At 70.9% G+C, this 17,808-nt stretch carries 14 protein-coding genes; 10 read left to right on the forward strand and 4 right to left on the reverse strand.

Features of this window, described 5'->3' with window-relative positions; all coding sequences use genetic code 11:
* The first annotated feature begins 1 nt into the window (after position 1).
* From ABD767_RS07990 to ABD767_RS08000, 3 genes are read left to right on the forward strand one after another with little or no spacing between them, the layout of a single operon-like run.
* Complete coding sequence (locus ABD767_RS07990; protein ID WP_425549906.1) at positions 2 to 787, forward strand: c-type cytochrome; 786 nt, start codon at positions 2 to 4, stop codon at positions 785 to 787.
* On the forward strand, positions 784 to 2,067 hold the full coding sequence (locus ABD767_RS07995) for a c-type cytochrome (protein WP_103045250.1): 1,284 nt from the start codon (positions 784 to 786) through the stop codon (positions 2,065 to 2,067). Before ABD767_RS07990 ends, ABD767_RS07995 begins: the two co-directional genes overlap by 4 nt.
* A gap of 16 nt (positions 2,068 to 2,083) precedes the next feature.
* Positions 2,084 to 2,476: a thioredoxin domain-containing protein gene (locus ABD767_RS08000; RefSeq protein ID WP_103045254.1), complete on the forward strand. Its 393-nt coding sequence runs from the start codon at positions 2,084 to 2,086 to the stop codon at positions 2,474 to 2,476.
* 26 nt (positions 2,477 to 2,502) lie between these two features.
* On the opposite strand, the gene ABD767_RS08005 is transcribed toward ABD767_RS08000, so the two are convergent.
* The gene (locus ABD767_RS08005; protein WP_103045251.1) at positions 2,503 to 4,194 is read right to left on the reverse strand and encodes a thiamine pyrophosphate-dependent enzyme; all 1,692 of its coding nucleotides are present in this window, start codon (positions 4,192 to 4,194) and stop codon (positions 2,503 to 2,505) included.
* A 152-nt stretch (positions 4,195 to 4,346) separates the two neighbouring features.
* Here ABD767_RS08005 and ylqF point away from each other — a divergent pair, with 152 nt between their 5' ends.
* Complete coding sequence (ylqF, locus tag ABD767_RS08010) at positions 4,347 to 5,294, forward strand: ribosome biogenesis GTPase YlqF (RefSeq protein ID WP_344869139.1); 948 nt, start codon at positions 4,347 to 4,349, stop codon at positions 5,292 to 5,294.
* A gap of 53 nt (positions 5,295 to 5,347) precedes the next feature.
* Positions 5,348 to 7,741, forward strand: coding sequence for an HAD-IC family P-type ATPase (locus ABD767_RS08015; protein ID WP_103046312.1), 2,394 nt, complete (start codon positions 5,348 to 5,350; stop codon positions 7,739 to 7,741).
* Here ABD767_RS08015 and ABD767_RS08020 read toward each other — a convergent pair.
* Positions 7,736 to 8,542: a pseudouridine synthase gene (locus ABD767_RS08020; protein WP_103046313.1), complete on the reverse strand. Its 807-nt coding sequence runs from the start codon at positions 8,540 to 8,542 to the stop codon at positions 7,736 to 7,738. The two genes, ABD767_RS08015 and ABD767_RS08020, sit on opposite strands and share 6 nt — an antisense overlap.
* Positions 8,543 to 8,609: 67 nt before the next feature.
* Between ABD767_RS08020 and ABD767_RS08025 the strand changes: the two genes are divergently transcribed.
* Together ABD767_RS08025 and ABD767_RS08030 are read left to right on the forward strand one after the other, a co-directional pair.
* Positions 8,610 to 9,539: a DHHA1 domain-containing protein gene (locus ABD767_RS08025; protein WP_103046314.1), complete on the forward strand. Its 930-nt coding sequence runs from the start codon at positions 8,610 to 8,612 to the stop codon at positions 9,537 to 9,539.
* Positions 9,540 to 9,588: 49 nt separating this feature from the next.
* The gene (locus ABD767_RS08030) at positions 9,589 to 10,584 is read left to right on the forward strand and encodes a diaminopimelate dehydrogenase (RefSeq protein WP_103046315.1); all 996 of its coding nucleotides are present in this window, start codon (positions 9,589 to 9,591) and stop codon (positions 10,582 to 10,584) included.
* 124 nt (positions 10,585 to 10,708) lie between these two features.
* Here ABD767_RS08030 and ABD767_RS08035 read toward each other — a convergent pair whose 3' ends face one another.
* Together ABD767_RS08035 and mdeB are read right to left on the reverse strand one after the other, a co-directional pair.
* Positions 10,709 to 11,143, reverse strand: a complete 435-nt coding sequence (locus ABD767_RS08035; protein WP_103046316.1) for a thermonuclease family protein — start codon at positions 11,141 to 11,143, stop codon at positions 10,709 to 10,711.
* A gap of 5 nt (positions 11,144 to 11,148) precedes the next feature.
* Positions 11,149 to 13,779: an alpha-ketoglutarate dehydrogenase gene (gene mdeB / locus ABD767_RS08040; protein WP_103046317.1), complete on the reverse strand. Its 2,631-nt coding sequence runs from the start codon at positions 13,777 to 13,779 to the stop codon at positions 11,149 to 11,151.
* Between the two features lie 237 nt (positions 13,780 to 14,016).
* Between mdeB and ABD767_RS08045 the strand changes: the two genes are divergently transcribed.
* The 3 genes from ABD767_RS08045 to ABD767_RS08055 all read left to right on the forward strand — a co-directional run bounded on the left by ABD767_RS08045 (position 14,017) and on the right by ABD767_RS08055 (position 17,693).
* Positions 14,017 to 14,970, forward strand: a complete 954-nt coding sequence (locus tag ABD767_RS08045) for an extracellular solute-binding protein (RefSeq protein WP_344869146.1) — start codon at positions 14,017 to 14,019, stop codon at positions 14,968 to 14,970.
* 72 nt (positions 14,971 to 15,042) lie between these two features.
* Positions 15,043 to 16,629 (forward strand): ABC transporter permease, encoded by a 1,587-nt coding sequence (locus ABD767_RS08050; protein ID WP_344869148.1) that lies wholly within the window; start codon positions 15,043 to 15,045, stop codon positions 16,627 to 16,629.
* Positions 16,626 to 17,693, forward strand: coding sequence for an ATP-binding cassette domain-containing protein (locus ABD767_RS08055; RefSeq protein WP_103046606.1), 1,068 nt, complete (start codon positions 16,626 to 16,628; stop codon positions 17,691 to 17,693). The genes ABD767_RS08050 and ABD767_RS08055 overlap by 4 nt, the downstream gene beginning before the upstream one ends.
* The last annotated feature ends 115 nt before the right edge of the window (positions 17,694 to 17,808 follow it).

Here is a 17,808-nt window from a genome sequence, read left to right on the forward strand (position 1 = left end):
GATGCCGGGGCGTGCCTTGCTTTGGCAACGCTGGCGCGCCTCGGCGCTGCTGGCCGCCTTGGCGCTGGCGCTGCCTGCGTTTGCGCAGACGGCAGCGCATGAACCTGAATCTTTGCCCGCAGCGCAGGCACGGCAGGAGATAGACCCCGACTCGATGGCTGCGCGCACGCTGGCCTGCACCGCCTGCCATGGCCGCGAGGGCCGGGCGACGCCCCAGGGCTATTACCCGCGCATCGCCGGCAAGCCGGACGGCTATCTCTACCACCAGCTGCGCAACTTCCGCGAAGGGCGGCGCAGCTACCCGCAAATGACTCATTTGCTGCAGTTCATGAGCGACGACTATCTGCACGAGATCGCGCAGTACTTCGCGGCGCTCGACCTGCCGCACGCGCCGCCTGCTCCCGCGCCCGCCAGCGCCGCGCAGCGCGCACGCGGCCAGCTGCTGGTGCAGCAGGGCGACGCGGCGCGCGATATTCCCGCCTGCGTGCAGTGCCATGGCGATCAGCTCACCGGCGTGCAGCCCTTCATCCCCGGCCTGCTGGGCCTGTCGCGCGACTACCTCAACGCCCAACTGGGCGCCTGGCAGACCGGCCAACGCCAGGCGCTGGCGCCCGACTGCATGGAGCGCATCGCGCAGCGGCTGAGCGGTGCTGACGTCGCCGCGATCACCGCGTGGCTGACCGCCCAGCCCGTGCCTGACCACGGCCGGCCGGCCGCGCGGCTGGCCGCACCCATGCCGCTGCGCTGCGGCGCGGTGCCAGAGGCACTCGCTGGAGGGCAGCCATGACGGCGCGCCGGCGCCTGCTGTGGATGCTGGCCTGCGCCGCGCTGGCCGTGCTGGTGGCTGGCGCGGCGGCCGTGCGCTGGCTCAACCACCTGGACGAGGCGCCGCTGCCCGCGCAGGGCACGGCGCCGTCGACCGATCCGGCGGTGGTCGAGCGCGGCGCCTATCTGGCGCGCGTGGGCAATTGCATTGCCTGCCACAGTGCGCCCGGCGGCGCGCCGCTGGCCGGCGCTCTGGCGGTGCAGACCCCGTTTGGCGCCATCTACAGCAGCAACCTGACACCGGACGCCGACACCGGGCTGGGCCTGTGGACGGCCGAGGAGTTCTGGCGCGCGCTGCACAACGGCCGTTCGCGCGACGGCCGGCTGTTGTATCCGGCGTTTCCGTACACCAGCTTCACCCAGCTCACGCGCGAGGACTCGGACGCGCTGTTCGCTTTTTTGCGCAGTGTGCCGGCGGTGCGCCAGGCGCCGCCCGCGCATGAGTTGGCCTTTCCGGCCAACAGCCAGGGCGCGCTGGCGCTGTGGCGTGCGCTGTACTTTCGCCCCGGCAGCCCGCCGCACGACGAGGCGCAGCCGCCGCAGTGGAACCGCGGCGCCTACCTGGTGCGCGCCGTGGCGCATTGCGCGGCCTGCCACACGCCGCGCAACGCGCTGGGCGGGCTGCGCGGCAGCGCCGACCTGACCGGCGCCTGGCTGCCGGGCGGGCGCTGGTACGCGCCGTCGCTGGTCGATCCGGCCGAGGCGTCGCTCGCCGCCTGGCCGCCCGAGGAGGCTGCGGCGCTGCTCGCCAGCGGCGTATCGCGCCATGGCAGCGTCTCGGGCCCGATGGCCGAGGTGGTCTTCACCGGGCTGCAGTACCTGGATGCGGGCGACCTGGACGCCATGGTCGGTTATCTGCGCGCGCTCGAACAGCGCCCGGCCAGGAAAGCCCCCGTGCATGCCGCGCCGCCGGCCGTGCTGGAGCGCGGGCGCGAGGTCTACGCGCAGCACTGCGCCCAGTGCCATGGCCGCCAGGGAGAGGGGCGCGGCGGCTTCGTCGCACTGGCGGGCAGGCGCGCGGTCACGCTGGAGCACGCCGACAACCTGGTGCAGATGCTGGTGCATGGAGGCTATTCGCCCGCCACCCGCGGCAATCCCCGCCCCCATGGCATGCCGCCGTTCGCGCAGCAGCTGTCGGACGCGGACATGGCGGCCGTCCTGTCCTATATTCGCAGCGCCTGGGGCAACCAGGCGTCCGCCGTGAACGCCATGGATATCCACCGCGCCCGCGAGCGGCGCTGATGCAATGCAAGAGACGATGACCGATAGGAGTGGCAATGTGCAGGAAGGCGCGCCGGGTGTGCCCGCACCCGCCCGGTGGTGGGTGGCCTGCCTGTGCGCGCAGTGGTGCAACACCTGCCGGGAATACCGCCCGGGCTTCTACGCGCTTGCCCGGCAGTGGCCGCAGGCGCGCTTCGTCTGGGTCGACGTGGAGGACGAGGAGGAACTGGTGGGCGACCTGGACGTCGAGACCTTTCCCACGCTGCTCGTCGGAGACGCAGGCGGGCTGCGCTTTTTCAGCCCGATGCAGCCACAGCCGGCCCAGCTCGACCGCCTGCTGCGCGGGCTGCAGGACGGCGCTGTGCTGCCGGCGGTGGATGACGGCCAGGCGCTGGCACTGCTGCGCAGGCTGCAGGCGCTCCACCCCTGAAATCGCGCGAGGTCGTCAACACGCTTTTATTTGACCGCCAATGCCGCGTTGCGGATGCCGTCGATCGTCCCGGTGGGCGTGATGGCCTGCGGGTCGATCAGGCAGTGAACGATGGCCGGCAGGCCGCTGGCGCGCGCGCGGGCCAGCGCGGGGACGAATTCCTCGGTGCGCTCCACGCGCTCGCCGTGGCCGCCAAAGGCCTGGGCATAGGCCTTGAAGTCGGGGTTCTTCAGCTGCGTCGCGCTGACGCGGCCCGGGTAGTCGCGCTCCTGGTGCATGCGGATCGTGCCGTACATGCCGTTGTCCAGCAGCACGACGATGATGGGCAGGCCGTACTGCACGGCGGTGGCGAATTCCTGGCCGTGCATCAGAAAGTCGCCGTCGCCGGCGAACACCACCACCTCGCGCTCGGGCCACAGCCGCTTGGCGCCCACGCCCGCCGGCAGGCCGTAGCCCATCGAGCCGCTGGTGGGCGCCAGCTGCGTGCCGTACTGGCGAAAGTGCCAGAAGCGGTGCACCCAGGTGGCGAAATTGCCCGCGCCGTTGCACAGGATGGCGTCCGGCGCCAGCGTAGCGCGCAGCTGCTGCATCACGGCGCCCATCTGCAGCGCGCCGGGAATGCGCACCGGCGCCGGGTCGCTCCAGGCCAGGTAGTCGGCGTGGGCAGCGGCGGTCTCGCCGGCCCAGGGCAGGGCGGTGGCTGGCGCCAGCGCGGCCAGCGCCGCGGCCATGGCCTGCGGCGTGGCGTGGATGGCCTGCGCCGGGTGGTACAGGCGGCCAAGCTCGTCGGCGTCGGCAAGCACGTGCACCAGCGGCCGTCCCGGGTTGGGGATGCCCAGCAGCGTGTAGCTTTGCGAGGGCACCTCCGACAGCCGCCCGCCCACCACCAGCAGCAGGTCGCTTGCGCGAATGCGCGCCAGCAGCTTGGGATTCACGCCCAGGCCCAGGTCGCCGCAGTAGCTGGCGTGTTCGTGGTCGAACAGCATCTGACGGCGAAACGAGCACGCCACCGGAAGCTGCCAGGCGCCGGCAAAGTGCTCTATATCGTCCACCGCCTGCTGCGACCAGCGGCTGCCGCCCAGGATGACCAGCGGGCGCTGCGCGGCCTGCAGCCGCTGGCGCAGCTGTGCCAGGTCGGCGGCGCCGGGGTGGGTCTCGGGCGTATGGCAGGGCAGAGCGTCGCCCACCTGCGCCAGGTCGGTCAGCATGTCCTCGGGCAGCGCGACGACGACCGGGCCGGGGCGGCCCGAGCAGGCGACCTGAAAGGCGCGCGAGACCAGCTCCGGAATGCGCGCTGCGTCGTCGATCTGCACCACCCACTTGGCCATCGTGCCGAAGACGGCGCCGTAGTCGATCTCCTGGAAGGCCTCGCGCGCGAGCGCCTCGCGCGCCACCTGGCCGACGAAGACGATCAGCGGCGTCGAGTCCTGGTGCGCGATGTGGATGCCGGCCGACGCGTTGGTCACGCCCGGCCCGCGCGTGACGAAGCAGATGCCGGGGCGGCCCGTCAGCTTGCCCTGCGCCTCGGCCATCATGGCCGCGCCGCCCTCCTGGCGGCACACGGTCACCGCAATGTTGGCGTCGTGCAGTGCGTCGAGCACCGCCAGATAGCTCTCGCCTGGAACGCAAAACAGCTGCTGCACGCCGTGCGCCAGCAGCTGGTCGACCAGGATGCGGCCACCGGTGCGCGGCGCGGCGGTGCTCGATGGGGTGTTCATGGTGGCTTGTCTCCTTGTGGATGGGCGCGCGCAATGCGCCGGGCGCCGGGGTCTGGACGGTGAATTTTGAGTGTTCAGGCATTATGCTTGCCGGCCCCGTTGCGGGCGCGGTGCGCCAGCGCCGCAACGCCGCGTGAAGAAAGAAGCCTCCCATGTCCATCCAGTGGTTCCCCGGTCACATGCACCTGACGCGCAAGGCGATTGCCGAGCGCATCAAGGACATCGACGTCGTCATCGAGTTGCTCGACGCGCGCCTGCCGGGCTCCAGCAGCAATCCGCTGCTGGCCGGGCTCACGGGGCACAAGCCCACGCTCAAGGTGCTCAACAAGCAGGATCTGGCCGACCCGGCGCGCACGCCGGCCTGGCTGGCCTGGTATGCCGCGCAGGCCGACACCGGCGCGATTGCGCTGGACGCCAGCGACGGCGCGCCCGCGCGGCGGCTGATCGAGGGCTGCCGCCAGCTGGCGCCGCTGCGCAAGGGGCTGTCGCGGCCGATGCGCGTGCTGATCTGCGGCATTCCCAACGTCGGCAAGTCCACGCTGATCAACACCCTGAGCCGCAAGAGCCAGGCCAAGACCGGCGACGAGGCAGGCGTGACCAAGCAGGAGCAGCGCATCGTGCTGGCCGACGACTTCTACCTGTGGGACACGCCCGGCATGCTGTGGCCCAAGATCATCGTGCCCGAGAGCGGCGAGCGCCTGGCCGCCAGCGGCGCCGTGGGGCGCAATGCCTATGACGAGGAGCTGGTGGCGCTGCAGCTGCTGGCCTATCTGCAGCAGCACTACGGCGCGCAGCTGCTGGAGCGCTACAAGCTCGACCTGTCTCTTGAAGCGCTGCAGGCGCTGCCCGACGACGAGCTGCTTGAGCACATTGCCCGCAAGCGCGGCGCGGTGATGAGCGGCGGACGGCTGAACCTGCAAAAGGCCTCGGAGCTGGTGCTGACCGACTTTCGCGGCGGCGCCATCGGCCGCATCACGCTGGAGACGCCCGAGGAGTTTGCCGTCTGGCTGGCTGCCGGCCAGGCACAGGAGGCCGAGCGCCGCGCGCGTCGCCAGGAGCGGGAGCGCGCCCGGCCAGGAAGGGGCGGGCGCGGCCGCTGATCCGGGCGGTACGCCACCAGCACGCGCCGGTGCAATCGCCGTATGCTGGCGCCATGGGCAGCAACGAACAACAAACCACGCCCCAGGCGCCGCAGCCCGGCGAGGGGCTGAGCAGCGCGCAGGCCGCCGCCGCGCTGCAGCAGTGGGGGGCCAACGCGGTCGAGGTGGTGCGCGAGAGCCTGGCGCGGCGCGCGCTCTCCAAGCTGTGGGCGCCGATTCCGTGGATGCTCGAAGCCGCGGCGCTGCTGCAGCTGTGGCTGGGCAAGCCGCTGGAGGCGGCGCTGATTGCCGCGCTCATCGTCTTCAACGTGGTCATTGCGCTGATCCAGGAGGGCCGCGCGCAGGCGGCGCTGGGCGCTCTGCAGACGCATTTGCAGCTCAAGGTGCAGGTGCTGCGCGACGGCGCATGGCGCCGGCTGCCGGCGCGCGAGCTGGTGCCGGGCGACCTGGTCGCGCTGGGCATGGGCGGCGTGGTGCCGGCCGACGTGCAGCTGGTGTCGGGCAGCGCGCTGCTGGATCTGTCGACGCTGACCGGCGAGTCGGCGCCCGCCGCGGTGCAGGCCGGCGACAGCGCCTGGGCCGGCACGCTGGTGCAGCGCGGCCAGGCGCAGGCGCGCGTCGTGGCCACCGGCGCGCGCACCAGGTTTGCCCGCACGGCCGAGCTGGTGCGCACCGCCCATGTGGTGGGCACGCAGCAGGTGGCGGTGCTGCGCGTGGTGCGCAACCTGGCGCTGTTCAACGGGCTGGTGATAGCCGCCGTCATCGCGCATGCCTGGTGGCAGGGCATGCAGCTGGCGCTGGTCGAGCCGGTGGTGCTTACCGCGCTGCTGGCGTCGATCCCGATCTCGCTGCCGGCCACCTTCACGATGGCTGCGGCCATTGCCGCGCACGCGCTGGCGCGCCGCGGCGTGCTGGCCACGCGGCTGTCTGCGCTGGACGAGGCGGGCAGCATCGACGTGCTGTGCTCGGACAAGACCGGCACGCTCACGCGCAACACGCTGCAGGTGCAGCAGGTGCTGGCGTTTGGCGGCAGTGACGAAGCGCAGGTGCTGGCGCTGGCCGCGCAGGCCAGCTCCGAGGCGGGCGCCGACCCGGTGGACGCGGCGGTGCGCAGCGCGTCCGCCCAGGCGGCGCAGAAGGCCCAGGCGGGGCGGGGCAGCGGCGCGCCGGCGCTGCGCCGCCTGGCGTTCGAGCCGTTCGACCCGGCGGCCAAGCGCGCGCAGGCGCGCATGGAAGACGGCCAGGGTCGCGCGTTCACCGTGGTCAAGGGCGCGTTCGAGGTGATCGCGGACGCCGTGGGCGCCAGCGCCGCGCAGCACGCTGCGGCCGAACAGCTGCAGCGCCAGGGCAGCCGTGTGCTGGGCGTGGGCGTGCAGGAAGAGGGCGGCGCGCGGCTGATCGGACTGATTGCGCTGAGCGATCCGCCGCGGGACGACGCGGGCGCGCTGATCGACCGGCTGCATGCGCAGGGCGTGCGCGTGATGATGGTGACCGGCGACGCACCGACGACGGCCGCCGTCGTGGCGCGCGCCGTCGGCATTCGCGGCGGCATGTGCGAGCGCGTGCCAGATGGCACAGGTGGCTCGGACGGCGCGCGCTGGCGCATGGACGACGGCTGCGCCGTGCTGGCCGGCGTGCTGCCGCAGGACAAGTTCCACCTGGTGCAGCAGCTGCAGCGCGCCGGCCACACCGTCGGCATGTGCGGCGACGGCACCAACGACGCGCCAGCGCTGCGCCAGGCGCACATGGGCATCGCCGTGGCGCAGGCCACCGACGTGGCGCGCGCCGCCGCCGGCCTGGTGCTGACGCAGCCGGGGCTGGGCGGCATTCTGGATGCGATCGGCGAGGGGCGCGAGACCTTCCAGCGGGTGCAGACCTACACGCTCAACTCCATCATCAAGAAGGTGGCGACGGTGCTGTTCATTGCCGCCGGCTTTGTGTTGACGGGCCACGCGGTGCTCACGCCGCTGCTGATGATCGTGCTGCTGGTGGCGGGCGACTTTCTGTCGATGGCCATCACCACCGACCGAGTGCGCGCCTCGCCCCGGCCCAACGTCTGGCGCATTGGTGCGCTGACCTGGGCGGCGGTGATCCTGGGCCTGGTGCAGCTGGCGTTTGCGCTGGGCGTGCTGCTGGTCGGCCAGCGCGTGCTGCACCTGGCGCCCGATGCGCTGGTGACGCTGTCGTTCGCCACGCTGGTGTTTGCCGGGCAGGCGACGATGTACGTGATCCGCACGCGCCACCACCTGTGGGACAGTGCGCCCAGCGTGGCGATGCTCGCGGCCACGCTGGTCGACCTGGTGATTGCCACCATGGTTGCGATGACCGGCTGGATTGCGGCGCCGCTGTCGTGGCAGGTGCTGCTCGCGCTGCTGGGCGCATCGGTGGCGCTGGCGCTGGTGCTGGACGCGGCGCGTCGCTGGGTGTTTGCGCGGCTGAAGTTATAGGTGGCTGGGCAGTCCCTGCCAGCGCGGGTGGGCCAGCAGATGGCGCCAGGCCTGCAGATCGGCGTCGTCGCCGTCAGGGCGAGCGGGCTTGGGCGCCAGATTCAGCCCGCTGCCGATGTCCAGCGTCTCGCCCGTCACCGGGTGCGCCAGCTGCACGCGCCAGGCGTGCAGCCACAGGCGGTGCAGGCCCAGCTGCTGCGCCCACCAGCGGTTCAGCGGCCCCTTGCCGTGCGTCGCGTCGCCAAGGATGGGGTGGGCAATGTGCTTGAGGTGGCGGCGGATCTGGTGGCGCCGCCCGGTCAGCGGCTGGGCCAGCACCAGGCTGGCGCGCGTGGTGGCAAAGCGCGGGTCGCAGGCGACCGGCAGCTCCAGCTGCGCCAGGCAATTCAGCCGTGTGATCGCACTTTGCTCCGGAGCATCCGGCGGCGCATCGTCGGGGCGCAGCGGGTGGTCGACCAGCGCCTGCGCCGGCGCCCAGCCGCGCACCAGCGCCAGGTAATGCTTGCGCACCTGCTGGGCGGCAAAGGCGTCGGCCAGTGCCCGTGCGCAGGCGGGGCTGAGCGCCATCAGCAGCACGCCGCAAGTGCCCTTGTCCAGGCGGTGCACCGGGTAGACGTGGCGGCCCAGCTGGTCGCGCAGCCGCTGCAGCACGATGCGCGTCTCGCCCGCGTCCAGCCCGGTGCGGTGCACCAGCCAGCCGGCGGGTTTGTACAGCGCCACCAGGTGTTCGTCTCGCCACAGCAGGCGCAGCGGTGCGTGGACAGGAATGGTGGAGGTGGAGGGCGAGGGGCTGGCGTGCATCGCCGCCGATCATAAAAAAATATCGCTCAAGGGTATTGCGCTGCCGGCACAATGCACGCCGATCACCATGACTGAGCTGACCACTTTCCCGCCCCCGCCCGCGTGGGCCGCGCCCCGGCGCGATGACGCCAACCCCCTGATCCTCTACCACGACCGCTGCGCCGACGGTTTTGCCGCGGCGCTGGCCGGCTGGCTGTTCTATGGCGGCCAGGTGCAGTGCGTCGGCCTGTCGCACGGCCAGGTGCGCACGCTGGGCGACCTGCCGCCGCTGGCGGGCCGCTGCGTCTACGTGCTGGACTTTGCCTTCGGCCCCGAGCTGCTGGCGCAGATCGACGCGCAGGCGCAGCGCCTGGTGCTGCTGGACCACCACAAGAGCGCGGCCGAGCAGCTGGCGGGCTTTGTCTGCGAGAACGGCGTGGTGCACTTCGACATGGCCAAGAGCGGCGCGCGCCTGGCGTGGGACTGGTTCCAGCCCGGCCAGCCGCTGCCCGACCTGGTGCGCTTCGTCGAGGATCGCGACCTGTGGACCTGGCGCGAAGACGGCACGGCTGCCTTTACCGCGGCGCTGGATCTGGAGCCCAAGGACTTCGAGCGTTGGCAGCAGATTGCCGCGTTCACGCCGGCGCAGACGCAGGCCTTCATCGCCCGTGGCCAGGCCATGGACGACCAGTTCCGCCATTTGGCGGCCGACATTGCCCGCGGCGCAATGCCGCTGGTATTCAATGGCGAACAAGGGCTGATGGTCAACGCACCCGGCGCCTTCCATAGCCTGGTGGGCGAGATGCTGTCGGCGCGCAGCGGCACCTATGCGCTGATGTGGGCCGTCAGCGAAGGCGGTGTGGTCAAGGTGGGCCTGCGCTCGCAGCGCGGCTACGACTGCTCGCCGCTGGCCGTCAGCATGGGCGGCGGCGGCCATGCCCAGGCCTGCGGCTTTCGCCTGCCGCAGCCGCTGCTGGCGCAGCTGCTGGGCGGGGTGCTGCAGGCGCCCGGGCACTGAGATCGCAAACACGCCCTGAAGAATTCATCTGCAAGAAAGGAAGAGATACATGCAAACGCAAGCGACGACCATTCGCATCGGCATCGTCGGCCACGGCAACCTGGGCCGCGGCGTCGAGGCGGCCATCGCCAAGAATCCTGACATGGTGCTGGCCGGCATCTACACGCGCCGCGACCCGGCGCAGCTCAAGCCGCTGACCGCCGGCGCGCCGGTGTACCGCCTGCAGGACCTGGCCGGGCACAAGGATCGGATCGACGTGCTGGTGCTGTGCGGCGGCTCCAAGGACGACCTGCCGGTGCAAAGCCCGCAGCTGGCGCGTGATTTCTGCCTGGTCGACAGCTTCGACACGCACGCGCGCATTCCCGAGCATTTCGCCGCCGTCGACGCCGCGGCGCAGGCGGGGAAGACGACGGCGCTGATCTCGGCCGGCTGGGATCCGGGCATGTTCTCGATCAACCGCGTGATGGGCGAGGCGCTGCTGCCCGACGGCGCGACCTACACCTTCTGGGGCAAGGGGCTGAGCCAGGGCCACTCCGACGCGATCCGCCACGTGGCGGGCGTGGCCGGCGGCGTGCAGTACACGATTCCGGTGGACGAGGCCGTAGAGCAGGTGCGCTCGGGCACGCGCCCGCAGCTTTCCACGCGGCAGAAGCACCGCCGCGAGTGCTATGTGGTGCTCAAGGACGGCGCCGACGCAGAAGGCGTGCGCCGCGCCATCGTGACCATGCCGCACTACTTCGACGAGTACGACACCACGGTGCACTTCATCAGTGCCGACGAGCTGGCGCGCGACCACGCGGCCATGCCGCACGGCGGCTTCGTGATCCGCAGCGGCAACAGCAGCGCGGCGAACAAGCACGTCGTCGAGTACCGCCTGCAGCTGGACAGCAACCCGGAGTTCACCTCCAGCGTGCTGGTGGCCTACGCACGCGCGGTGCACCGCCTGCACCAGGCGGGCCAGATGGGATGCAAGACGGTGTTCGACGTGGCGCCGGGCCTGCTGTCGCCCAAGAGCGCCGAGCAGCTGCGCGCCGAGCTGCTGTAAAAGGGCATTGATTGGAACAAAGGCCAGGGATGGCAGCATCCCTGGCCTTTGTTTTTGTGGGAGCGGCGCCCTCGCCGCGATGGAGTGCCGGCGAGACGCCGGCGCTCCCGGTGGCCAAGCCGGCCTACTGCCGCCCGCCGTGGCGCTTGCGGTAGCTCCAGGGCGCCAGCGGCCGCTTTTGCGCCCACAGCCCGGTGCGCTCGGTGCGCGCCTGCTGCTCCAGCGCCTTGAGCTGCGGGTATTGCTGCGCCAGCGGCGGCCACACCCAGGCCAGGCCTGCGCGCAGCTGGGCGCTGGCTGCGTCCTCGCCGCGGCAGCGCACGTTGGCAAGCAGGCGGCCGTATTTGTCGCGGCCCAGCTGGTGCACCCGCGCCTGCTGGCGCAGGCACAGGCGGCGCAGGTGCTCGCGCGCTTCGCGCCCGTGGGCCTGGCGCAGCTCGGGCGCGTCGATGGTGGCCAGGCGCACGCGCACCGGCGGCTCGCCGGGGCAGCGCAGCGACAGGCTGTCGCCGTCGCCCACGGCCATCACCAGGCAGAAGAAAACCGTGGCAAGAGCCATGCGGTTCAGCGGTCCAGCGCGGCGCGCGCGGTCTGGGCGATGTGCTCGGCGTCGACCTGGAAGAAGCTGCGCAGCGCGGCGCGCGTATCGCTGCGCCCAAACCCGTCGGTGCCCAGCGTGCGGTAGCTGCGCCCGGCGGGCACATAGGCGCGCACGCTCTCGGGCACGGTGCGCACATAGTCGGTCGCGGCAATGACCGGCCCTTGCGTGGCAGCCAGCACCTGGGCCAGCCAGGGCGTGGCGCCGCTGGCCTCGCAGGCCTGGCCGTCGCGCGCCAGCTCGCTCCAGCTGGTCACGCTCACCACCGACGCGGCAATGCCCCGGGCGGCCAGCTGCTCGGCGGCCTTGAGCACCTCGGTGAGGATGGCGCCCGAGCCCAGCAGCGTGACTGCCGGCGCGCCGACTGCGCCGCCGGCGGCCGGCGCATGCACATAGGCGCCGCGCAGCACGCCCGCGTGGGCCTCTTCGGGCAGGTCGGGCTGGGCATAGTTCTCGTTCATCAGCGTGATGTAGTAGAAGACGTCTTTTTGCTCGACGAGCATCTCGCGCATGCCGGCGTCGATGATCACCGCCATCTCGCCGGCAAAGGCCGGATCCCAGGCCTTGCAGTTGGGGATGGTGGACGCCACCAGGTGGCTGGTGCCGTCCTGGTGCTGCAGGCCCTCGCCGCCCAGTGTGGTGCGGCCCGACGTGGCGCCCAGCAGAAAGCCGCGGGCGCGCTGGTCGGCCGCGGCCCAGATGGCGTCGCCCACGCGCTGAAAACCGAACATCGAGTAGTAAATGTAGAACGGCAGCATGGCCAGGCCGTGCACGCTGTAGCTGGTCGCGGCCGCCGTCCAGCTGGCCAGTGCGCCGGCCTCGCTGATGCCTTCCTCCAGGATCTGGCCGTCGCGCGCCTCGCGGTACGAGAGGATGGAGCCGATGTCCTCGGGCGCGTAGCGCTGGCCTACGCTGCTGTAGATGCCGACCTGCTTGAACAGGTTGGCCATGCCGAAGGTGCGCGCCTCGTCGGCGACGATGGGCACGACCCGCGGGCCCAGCTGCGCATCCTTGAGCAGATTGCCCAGCATGCGCACAAAGGCCATGGTGGTGCTCATCTCCTTGCCCCCTGCTGCAAGCGCGAACTGCGCGTAGCTGGCCAGCGGCGGAACGGGCAGCGGCTCGCAGGCGGATTCGCGGCGCGGCAGGTAGCCGCCCAGCGCCTGGCGGCGCGCCTGCAGGTACTGCATCTCGGCGCTGTCGGGTGCGGGCTTGAGGAATTCCAGCCCCGTCGCCTGTGCGTCGGTGAGCGGCAGGTTGAAACGGTTGCGAAACTCGATCAGCGCGTTGTCGTCGAGCTTCTTCTGGCTGTGCGTGGTCATCCTGCCCTCGCCGGCCGCTCCCATGCCGTAGCCCTTCTTGGTGTGCGCCAGGATGACCGTGGGCTGGCCCCGGTGCGCGGCCGCCTGCGCGTAGGCGGCATGGATCTTGACCAGGTCGTGGCCGCCGCGCTTCAAGCGGTCGATCTGCTCGTCCGTCATGCCCTGGGCCAGCGCCGCCAGCTCGGGGCTCTGGTTGAAGAAGTGGTCGCGGTTGTAGCGCCCGTCCTTGGCGGCAAAGGTCTGCATCTGGCCGTCCACCGTCTCGCCCAGCGTGCGCACCAGCGCGCCCGTGAGGTCGCGCGCGAACAGCCCGTCCCAGTCGCTGCCCCACAGCAGCTTGATCACGTTCCAGCCGCTGCCGGTGAACAGGCGCTCGAGCTCGTCGACGATGCGCCCGTTGCCGCGCACCGGGCCGTCGAGCCGCTGCAGGTTGCAGTTGACCACCCAGACCAGGTTGTCCAGGCCCTCGCGCGCGGCCAGCGTCAGCGCGCTGGTGCTCTCGGGCTCGTCCATCTCGCCGTCGCCGAACACGCCCCACACGCGCCGCATCGCGGTGTGTCCTTCTGTGCCTTTGCGCCCGTCGCAGTCGAGCAGGCCGCGGTCGGTCAGAAAGTGCATGAAGCGCGCGTGGTAGATGCTGCTGATCGGGCCTATGCCCATCGAACCGGTGGGGAACTGCCAGAAGTCGGGCATCGACCAGGGGTGGGGGTAGCTGCACAGGCCGCGCGCGCCCTCGGCCGGGGCGGTGATCTCCTGGCGGAAATGCAGCAGGTCGGACTCGGTCAGAAAGCCTTCGAGAAACGCGCGCGCATACACGCCCGGCGCGCTGTGGGGCTGGAAGAACACCAGGTCGCCGCGGTGCTGGCCCGGCGCCAGCCCTTCGCGGGCGTGGAAGAAATGGTTGAAGCCGACCTCGAACAGGTCGGCCGCGCTGGCGTAGCTGGCGATATGCCCGCCCAGCTCGCCGTAGGCCTTGTTGGCGCGCACCACCATGGCCAGGGCGTTCCAGCGCATCAAGGACGCCAGGCGCTCCTCGATGGCCAGGTCGCCGCCGAACGCGGGCTGGGCCTGGGCGCTGACGGTGTTGATGGCCGGGGTGTTCAGGTCGGGCTGCCAGCCCAGCTGGCCATTGCGCGCCAGGCGCGCGAGCTCATTCAGGATGAAGCGCGCTCGCTCGGGCCCTTGCGTGGCAACGAGCGCGGTGAAGGCTTCGCGCCATTCGGCGCTCTCCTGGGGGTCGGGATCGGGGGAGGGCAGGGGGCTCGGTATCGTCATGGCGCGACTGTATGCCGGTTTGGCGGTGCTGTCGCCCTTTGCGCGCCCCATCCCGATCTGCACTACCACCGACTCGCGAGGGTTATGCAGGACATCCTTAATGAGAATTGCTAGCGTTTATACTCCGCCCCAGTCAATTGACAACACTCTGGAGCTTTTATGCACGACTTTGGGCGCCGTTCTTTCGTACGACGTGGCTTGGCCTTGGGCGCGGCGGCGGCCGCAGGGCCGGCCCTGATGGGACAGGTGCAGGCGGCGAGCAAGCCCACGCTCGTGTTGTACAACGGCCAGCACAAGGCGACCACGTTCAAGCTGCTGGAGGCGTTTGCGGCGGCCACGGGCATTGGCGTGGAGAGCCGCAAGGGCAGCAGTATCCAACTGGCCAACCAGATCATCGAAGAGGGCGAGCGCTCGCCGGCCGACCTGTTCTTCTCCGAGGAAAGCCCACCGGTGGCTGCGCTGGCCGAGCGTGGACTGCTGGCACCACTGCCGCAAAAGACGCTGGATCAGGTGCGAGCCGACTATCGCGATCCGAACGGCACGTGGGTGGGCGTGACCGCGCGCAGCCGCGTCACGGTCTATAACAAGTCCATGGTGTCCGAGGACGCGCTGCCCAGCTCGGTGCTGGACATGGCGACCGAGGCGTGGAAGGGACGCGTGGCGTTCGTGCCGACCAGTGGCGCCTTTCAGCAGCAGATCGTCGCGATCAGTACGCTCAAGGGGCGCGATGTGGCGCTCGACTGGCTCAAGGGCCTGAAGCGCTATGGCGAGATCTACGGCAGCAACAATGCGGCGATGACGGCCGTGGAGCGCGGCGAGATTGCCACCGCGCTGATCAACAACTACTACTGGTACAACGTGGCCAAGGAAAAAGGCATGGCCAACATGCAGTCGGCGCTGCATTTCTCGGGCGACGGCGATCCGGGCGCGCTGATCACGGTATCGGCCGTCGGCGTGCTCAAGACCGCGAAGAATGCCGCTGCGGCGCAGAAGCTGGTCGAGTTCATGACCAGCGTGGCTGGCCAGAAGGTGCTGGCCGGGGTGGTTGCCGAGTGGCCGATGAACCCGAAGGTCGAATCGAGCTTCGACCTCAAGCCCTTCGACGAACTGCACCCGCCCAAGGTCAGCCCGGCCAACCTGGGCGGGGCCGAGGAGGCGCTGGCGCTGCGCCGCGAGGCGGGCCTGGCCTGATGTGAAGCCGCGCTTGGCGCCGGGCGGGCAACCTCCCCGGCGCCAAATGCTTTTGTGAACAGGGGTTTCCCGGTGGAGCAACTTCTGGCCGCACGTACGGGCCTGCCGCAGCGCGCGGGACGTCTGGAGCGCATGCGCAGGCGCTGGCAGCATCCCTGGCTGATGCTGGCGGCGCTGCTGTCGATTGGCGTGGTGGCGCTTCCGCTGGTCTATATCGCCATTCGCACGGCTCAGGCCGGCCTGGCCGAGGTGGGCGCCGAACTGCTGCGCCCGCGCACGCTGGATCTTCTGCTCAACACCCTGGCGCTGGCCACCGGCGTCACGCTGCTGTCGATCGGCATCGGCCTGGGCGTGGCTTGGTGCGTGGAGCGCACCGATCTGCCGCTGCGCCGCTTCTGGCGCGTGGCCGCCAGCCTGCCGCTGGTGCTGCCGGCTTTCGTCTCCAGCTATGCCTGGGCGTCGATCGGCGCGACCTTCCAGAACCTGGCGGGCGCCATTCTGGTGCTGGCGCTGGCCAGCTACCCACTGGTTTACCTGCCGGTGGCGGCGGCGCTGCGCGGCACCGACCCGGCATTCGAGGACGTCTCGCGCTCGCTGGGCGTGGGGCCATGGCGCACCTTTAGCCGCGCTCTGCTGCCGCAGCTGATGCCGGCGCTGGGCGGCGGCGCGCTGCTGGTGCTCACGCACATGCTGGCCGAATTCGGCGCGCTGGCGTTCTTGCGCGTGCAGACCTTCACCACCGCGATCTTCGAGTCCTATGAGCTGCACTTCGACAGCTCGGCCGCGGCGGCGCTGTCCATCGTGCTGATGCTGCTGTGCGTGCCGCCGGCCTGGCTGGAGATGCGCCTGCGCGCCGGCCGGCGCGTGGCGCGCGTGGGCCGGGGCAGTGCGCGCACCCCGCGCCTGGTGGCGCTGCGCGGTGCGCGCCTGCTGCTGGTGCTGGCGCTGTTCCTCCTGCTGGGCCTGCTGTCGCTGGGCGTGCCGCTGGGCATGCTGGGCTATTGGCTGTTGACGGGCAGCTCAGCCGGCGGCGGCTTTGCCGAGCTGTGGCTCGCGGTGCGCGGCTCGATTACGTTTGCCGGCTCGGGCGCGTTGCTCACCAGCGTGCTGGCCATTCCGCTGGTGCTGCTGGCGGTGCGCCAGCGTGGGCGGCTGGCGCAGTTGGCCGAGCGCCTGCCCTACGTCGTGCACGGCCTGCCGGGCGTGGTGGTGGCGCTGGCGCTGGTGTTCCTGTCACTGCGCATCGTGCCCGCGCTCTACCAGAGCCTGCTGGTGCTGCTGCTGGCCTACGCCATCCTCTATCTGCCGCTGGCGCAGTCGTCGCTGCGCGCCTCCATCGAGCTGCTGCCGCCGCAGATCGAGAACATCGCCCGCAGCCTGGGACGGCGCCCGCACCAGGTGTTCTTCTCGGTCGTGCTGCCCAACATCGCGCCGGGCATTGGTGCGGCGCTGGCGCTGATGACGCTGGAGATGGTGCGTGAGCTCACCGCCACGCTGATGCTGGCGCCCACCGGCTCGATCACGCTGGCCACCGAGGTCTGGTCTTATACCAACGACGGCGAATACGCTGCGGCGGCCCCGTTTGCCGCCATGCTGGTAGTTCTTTCCATATTGCCGGTCTGGGTCTTCACCCGCCGCATGCTGCACCACGCCCGATGAGCCAGATTGCCGTCCACGACCTCTACAAATCCTATGCCTCGGTCGAGGTGCTGCGCGGCATCGAGCTGCAGGTGGCGGCCGGGTCGGTGCTGGCGCTGCTGGGCCCGTCGGGCTGCGGCAAGACCACCTTGCTGCGCCTGATCGCCGGTTTCGAGCATGTCGAGCGCGGGCGCATCGCCTTTGGCGAGCAAGTGGTCGCGTCGGCGGCGCGGTTCGTCCCGCCCGAGCGGCGCAGCATCGGCTATGTGCCTCAGGAGGGCACGTTGTTTCCGCACCTGACCGTGGAGGGCAACATCCGCTACGGCCTGCCGCGCCGCGGCGACCACCGCCAGCGGGTGCAGGAGGTGCTGAGCCTGACCGGCCTGCAAGGCCTGGGCGCGCGCTACCCGCACGAGCTGTCGGGCGGGCAGCAGCAGCGCGTGGCGCTGGCGCGCGCGCTGGCGCCCGGGCCGTCCCTGGTGCTGCTGGACGAGCCCTTCAACGCGCTGGATCTGGACCTGCGCCGCAGCATCTGCGAGGAGGTGGTCGGCGTGCTGCGCGCCACCGGCACCACGGCCATTCTGGTGACGCACGACCCGGGCGAGGCGTTTGCGGTCTCCGACCAGCTGGCCGTGATGCAGGCTGGGCAGATTATGCAGTGCGCCCGGCCCGAGGCCGTGTACTGGCAGCCGGCGGACGCAGCCGTTGCGCGTTTGACCGGCTCGGCCATTTTTGTGCAGGGCCGGTGCCATGCGCAGACGGTGGATTGCCCGCTGGGCCGCCTGCCGCTGCACGACGCTGCCGTCGTGCCCGACGGCAGCGCCACGGTGATGCTGCGCCCCGAGCAGCTGCGCTGGAACACCGCCGGCCAGGGCGTGGCCGCGCGCGTCGTGCAGCGCTCGTTTCGCGGCGACCACACCATGGTGGGCTTGAGCGTGGGAGGGCTGCGGCTGGGCCTGCGCATGTCCTCGCTGCATGCGCCAGTGCAGGGCGACCACGGCCATGTCGCGGTGGACGGCGCGTGCATGGCGTATGCGGGTGTGCAGGCGGCACAGGCGCAGTGCGTCGCCGAAGTGGCAGAGTAGAAGCGGCAGACACCCGGTGTCGGTGCCGGGCTGGATGGCATTTTTCGCATCCGCAGCCGCCGCAGTGGCTGGAAAAGAGGGCAATGTTGGCGGTTCATCCGGCGATGGCGCCGTC

Origin of the sequence: Comamonas faecalis, assembly GCF_039538025.1 — a bacterium.
Lineage (GTDB): Bacteria > Pseudomonadota > Gammaproteobacteria > Burkholderiales > Burkholderiaceae_C > Comamonas_C > Comamonas_C faecalis.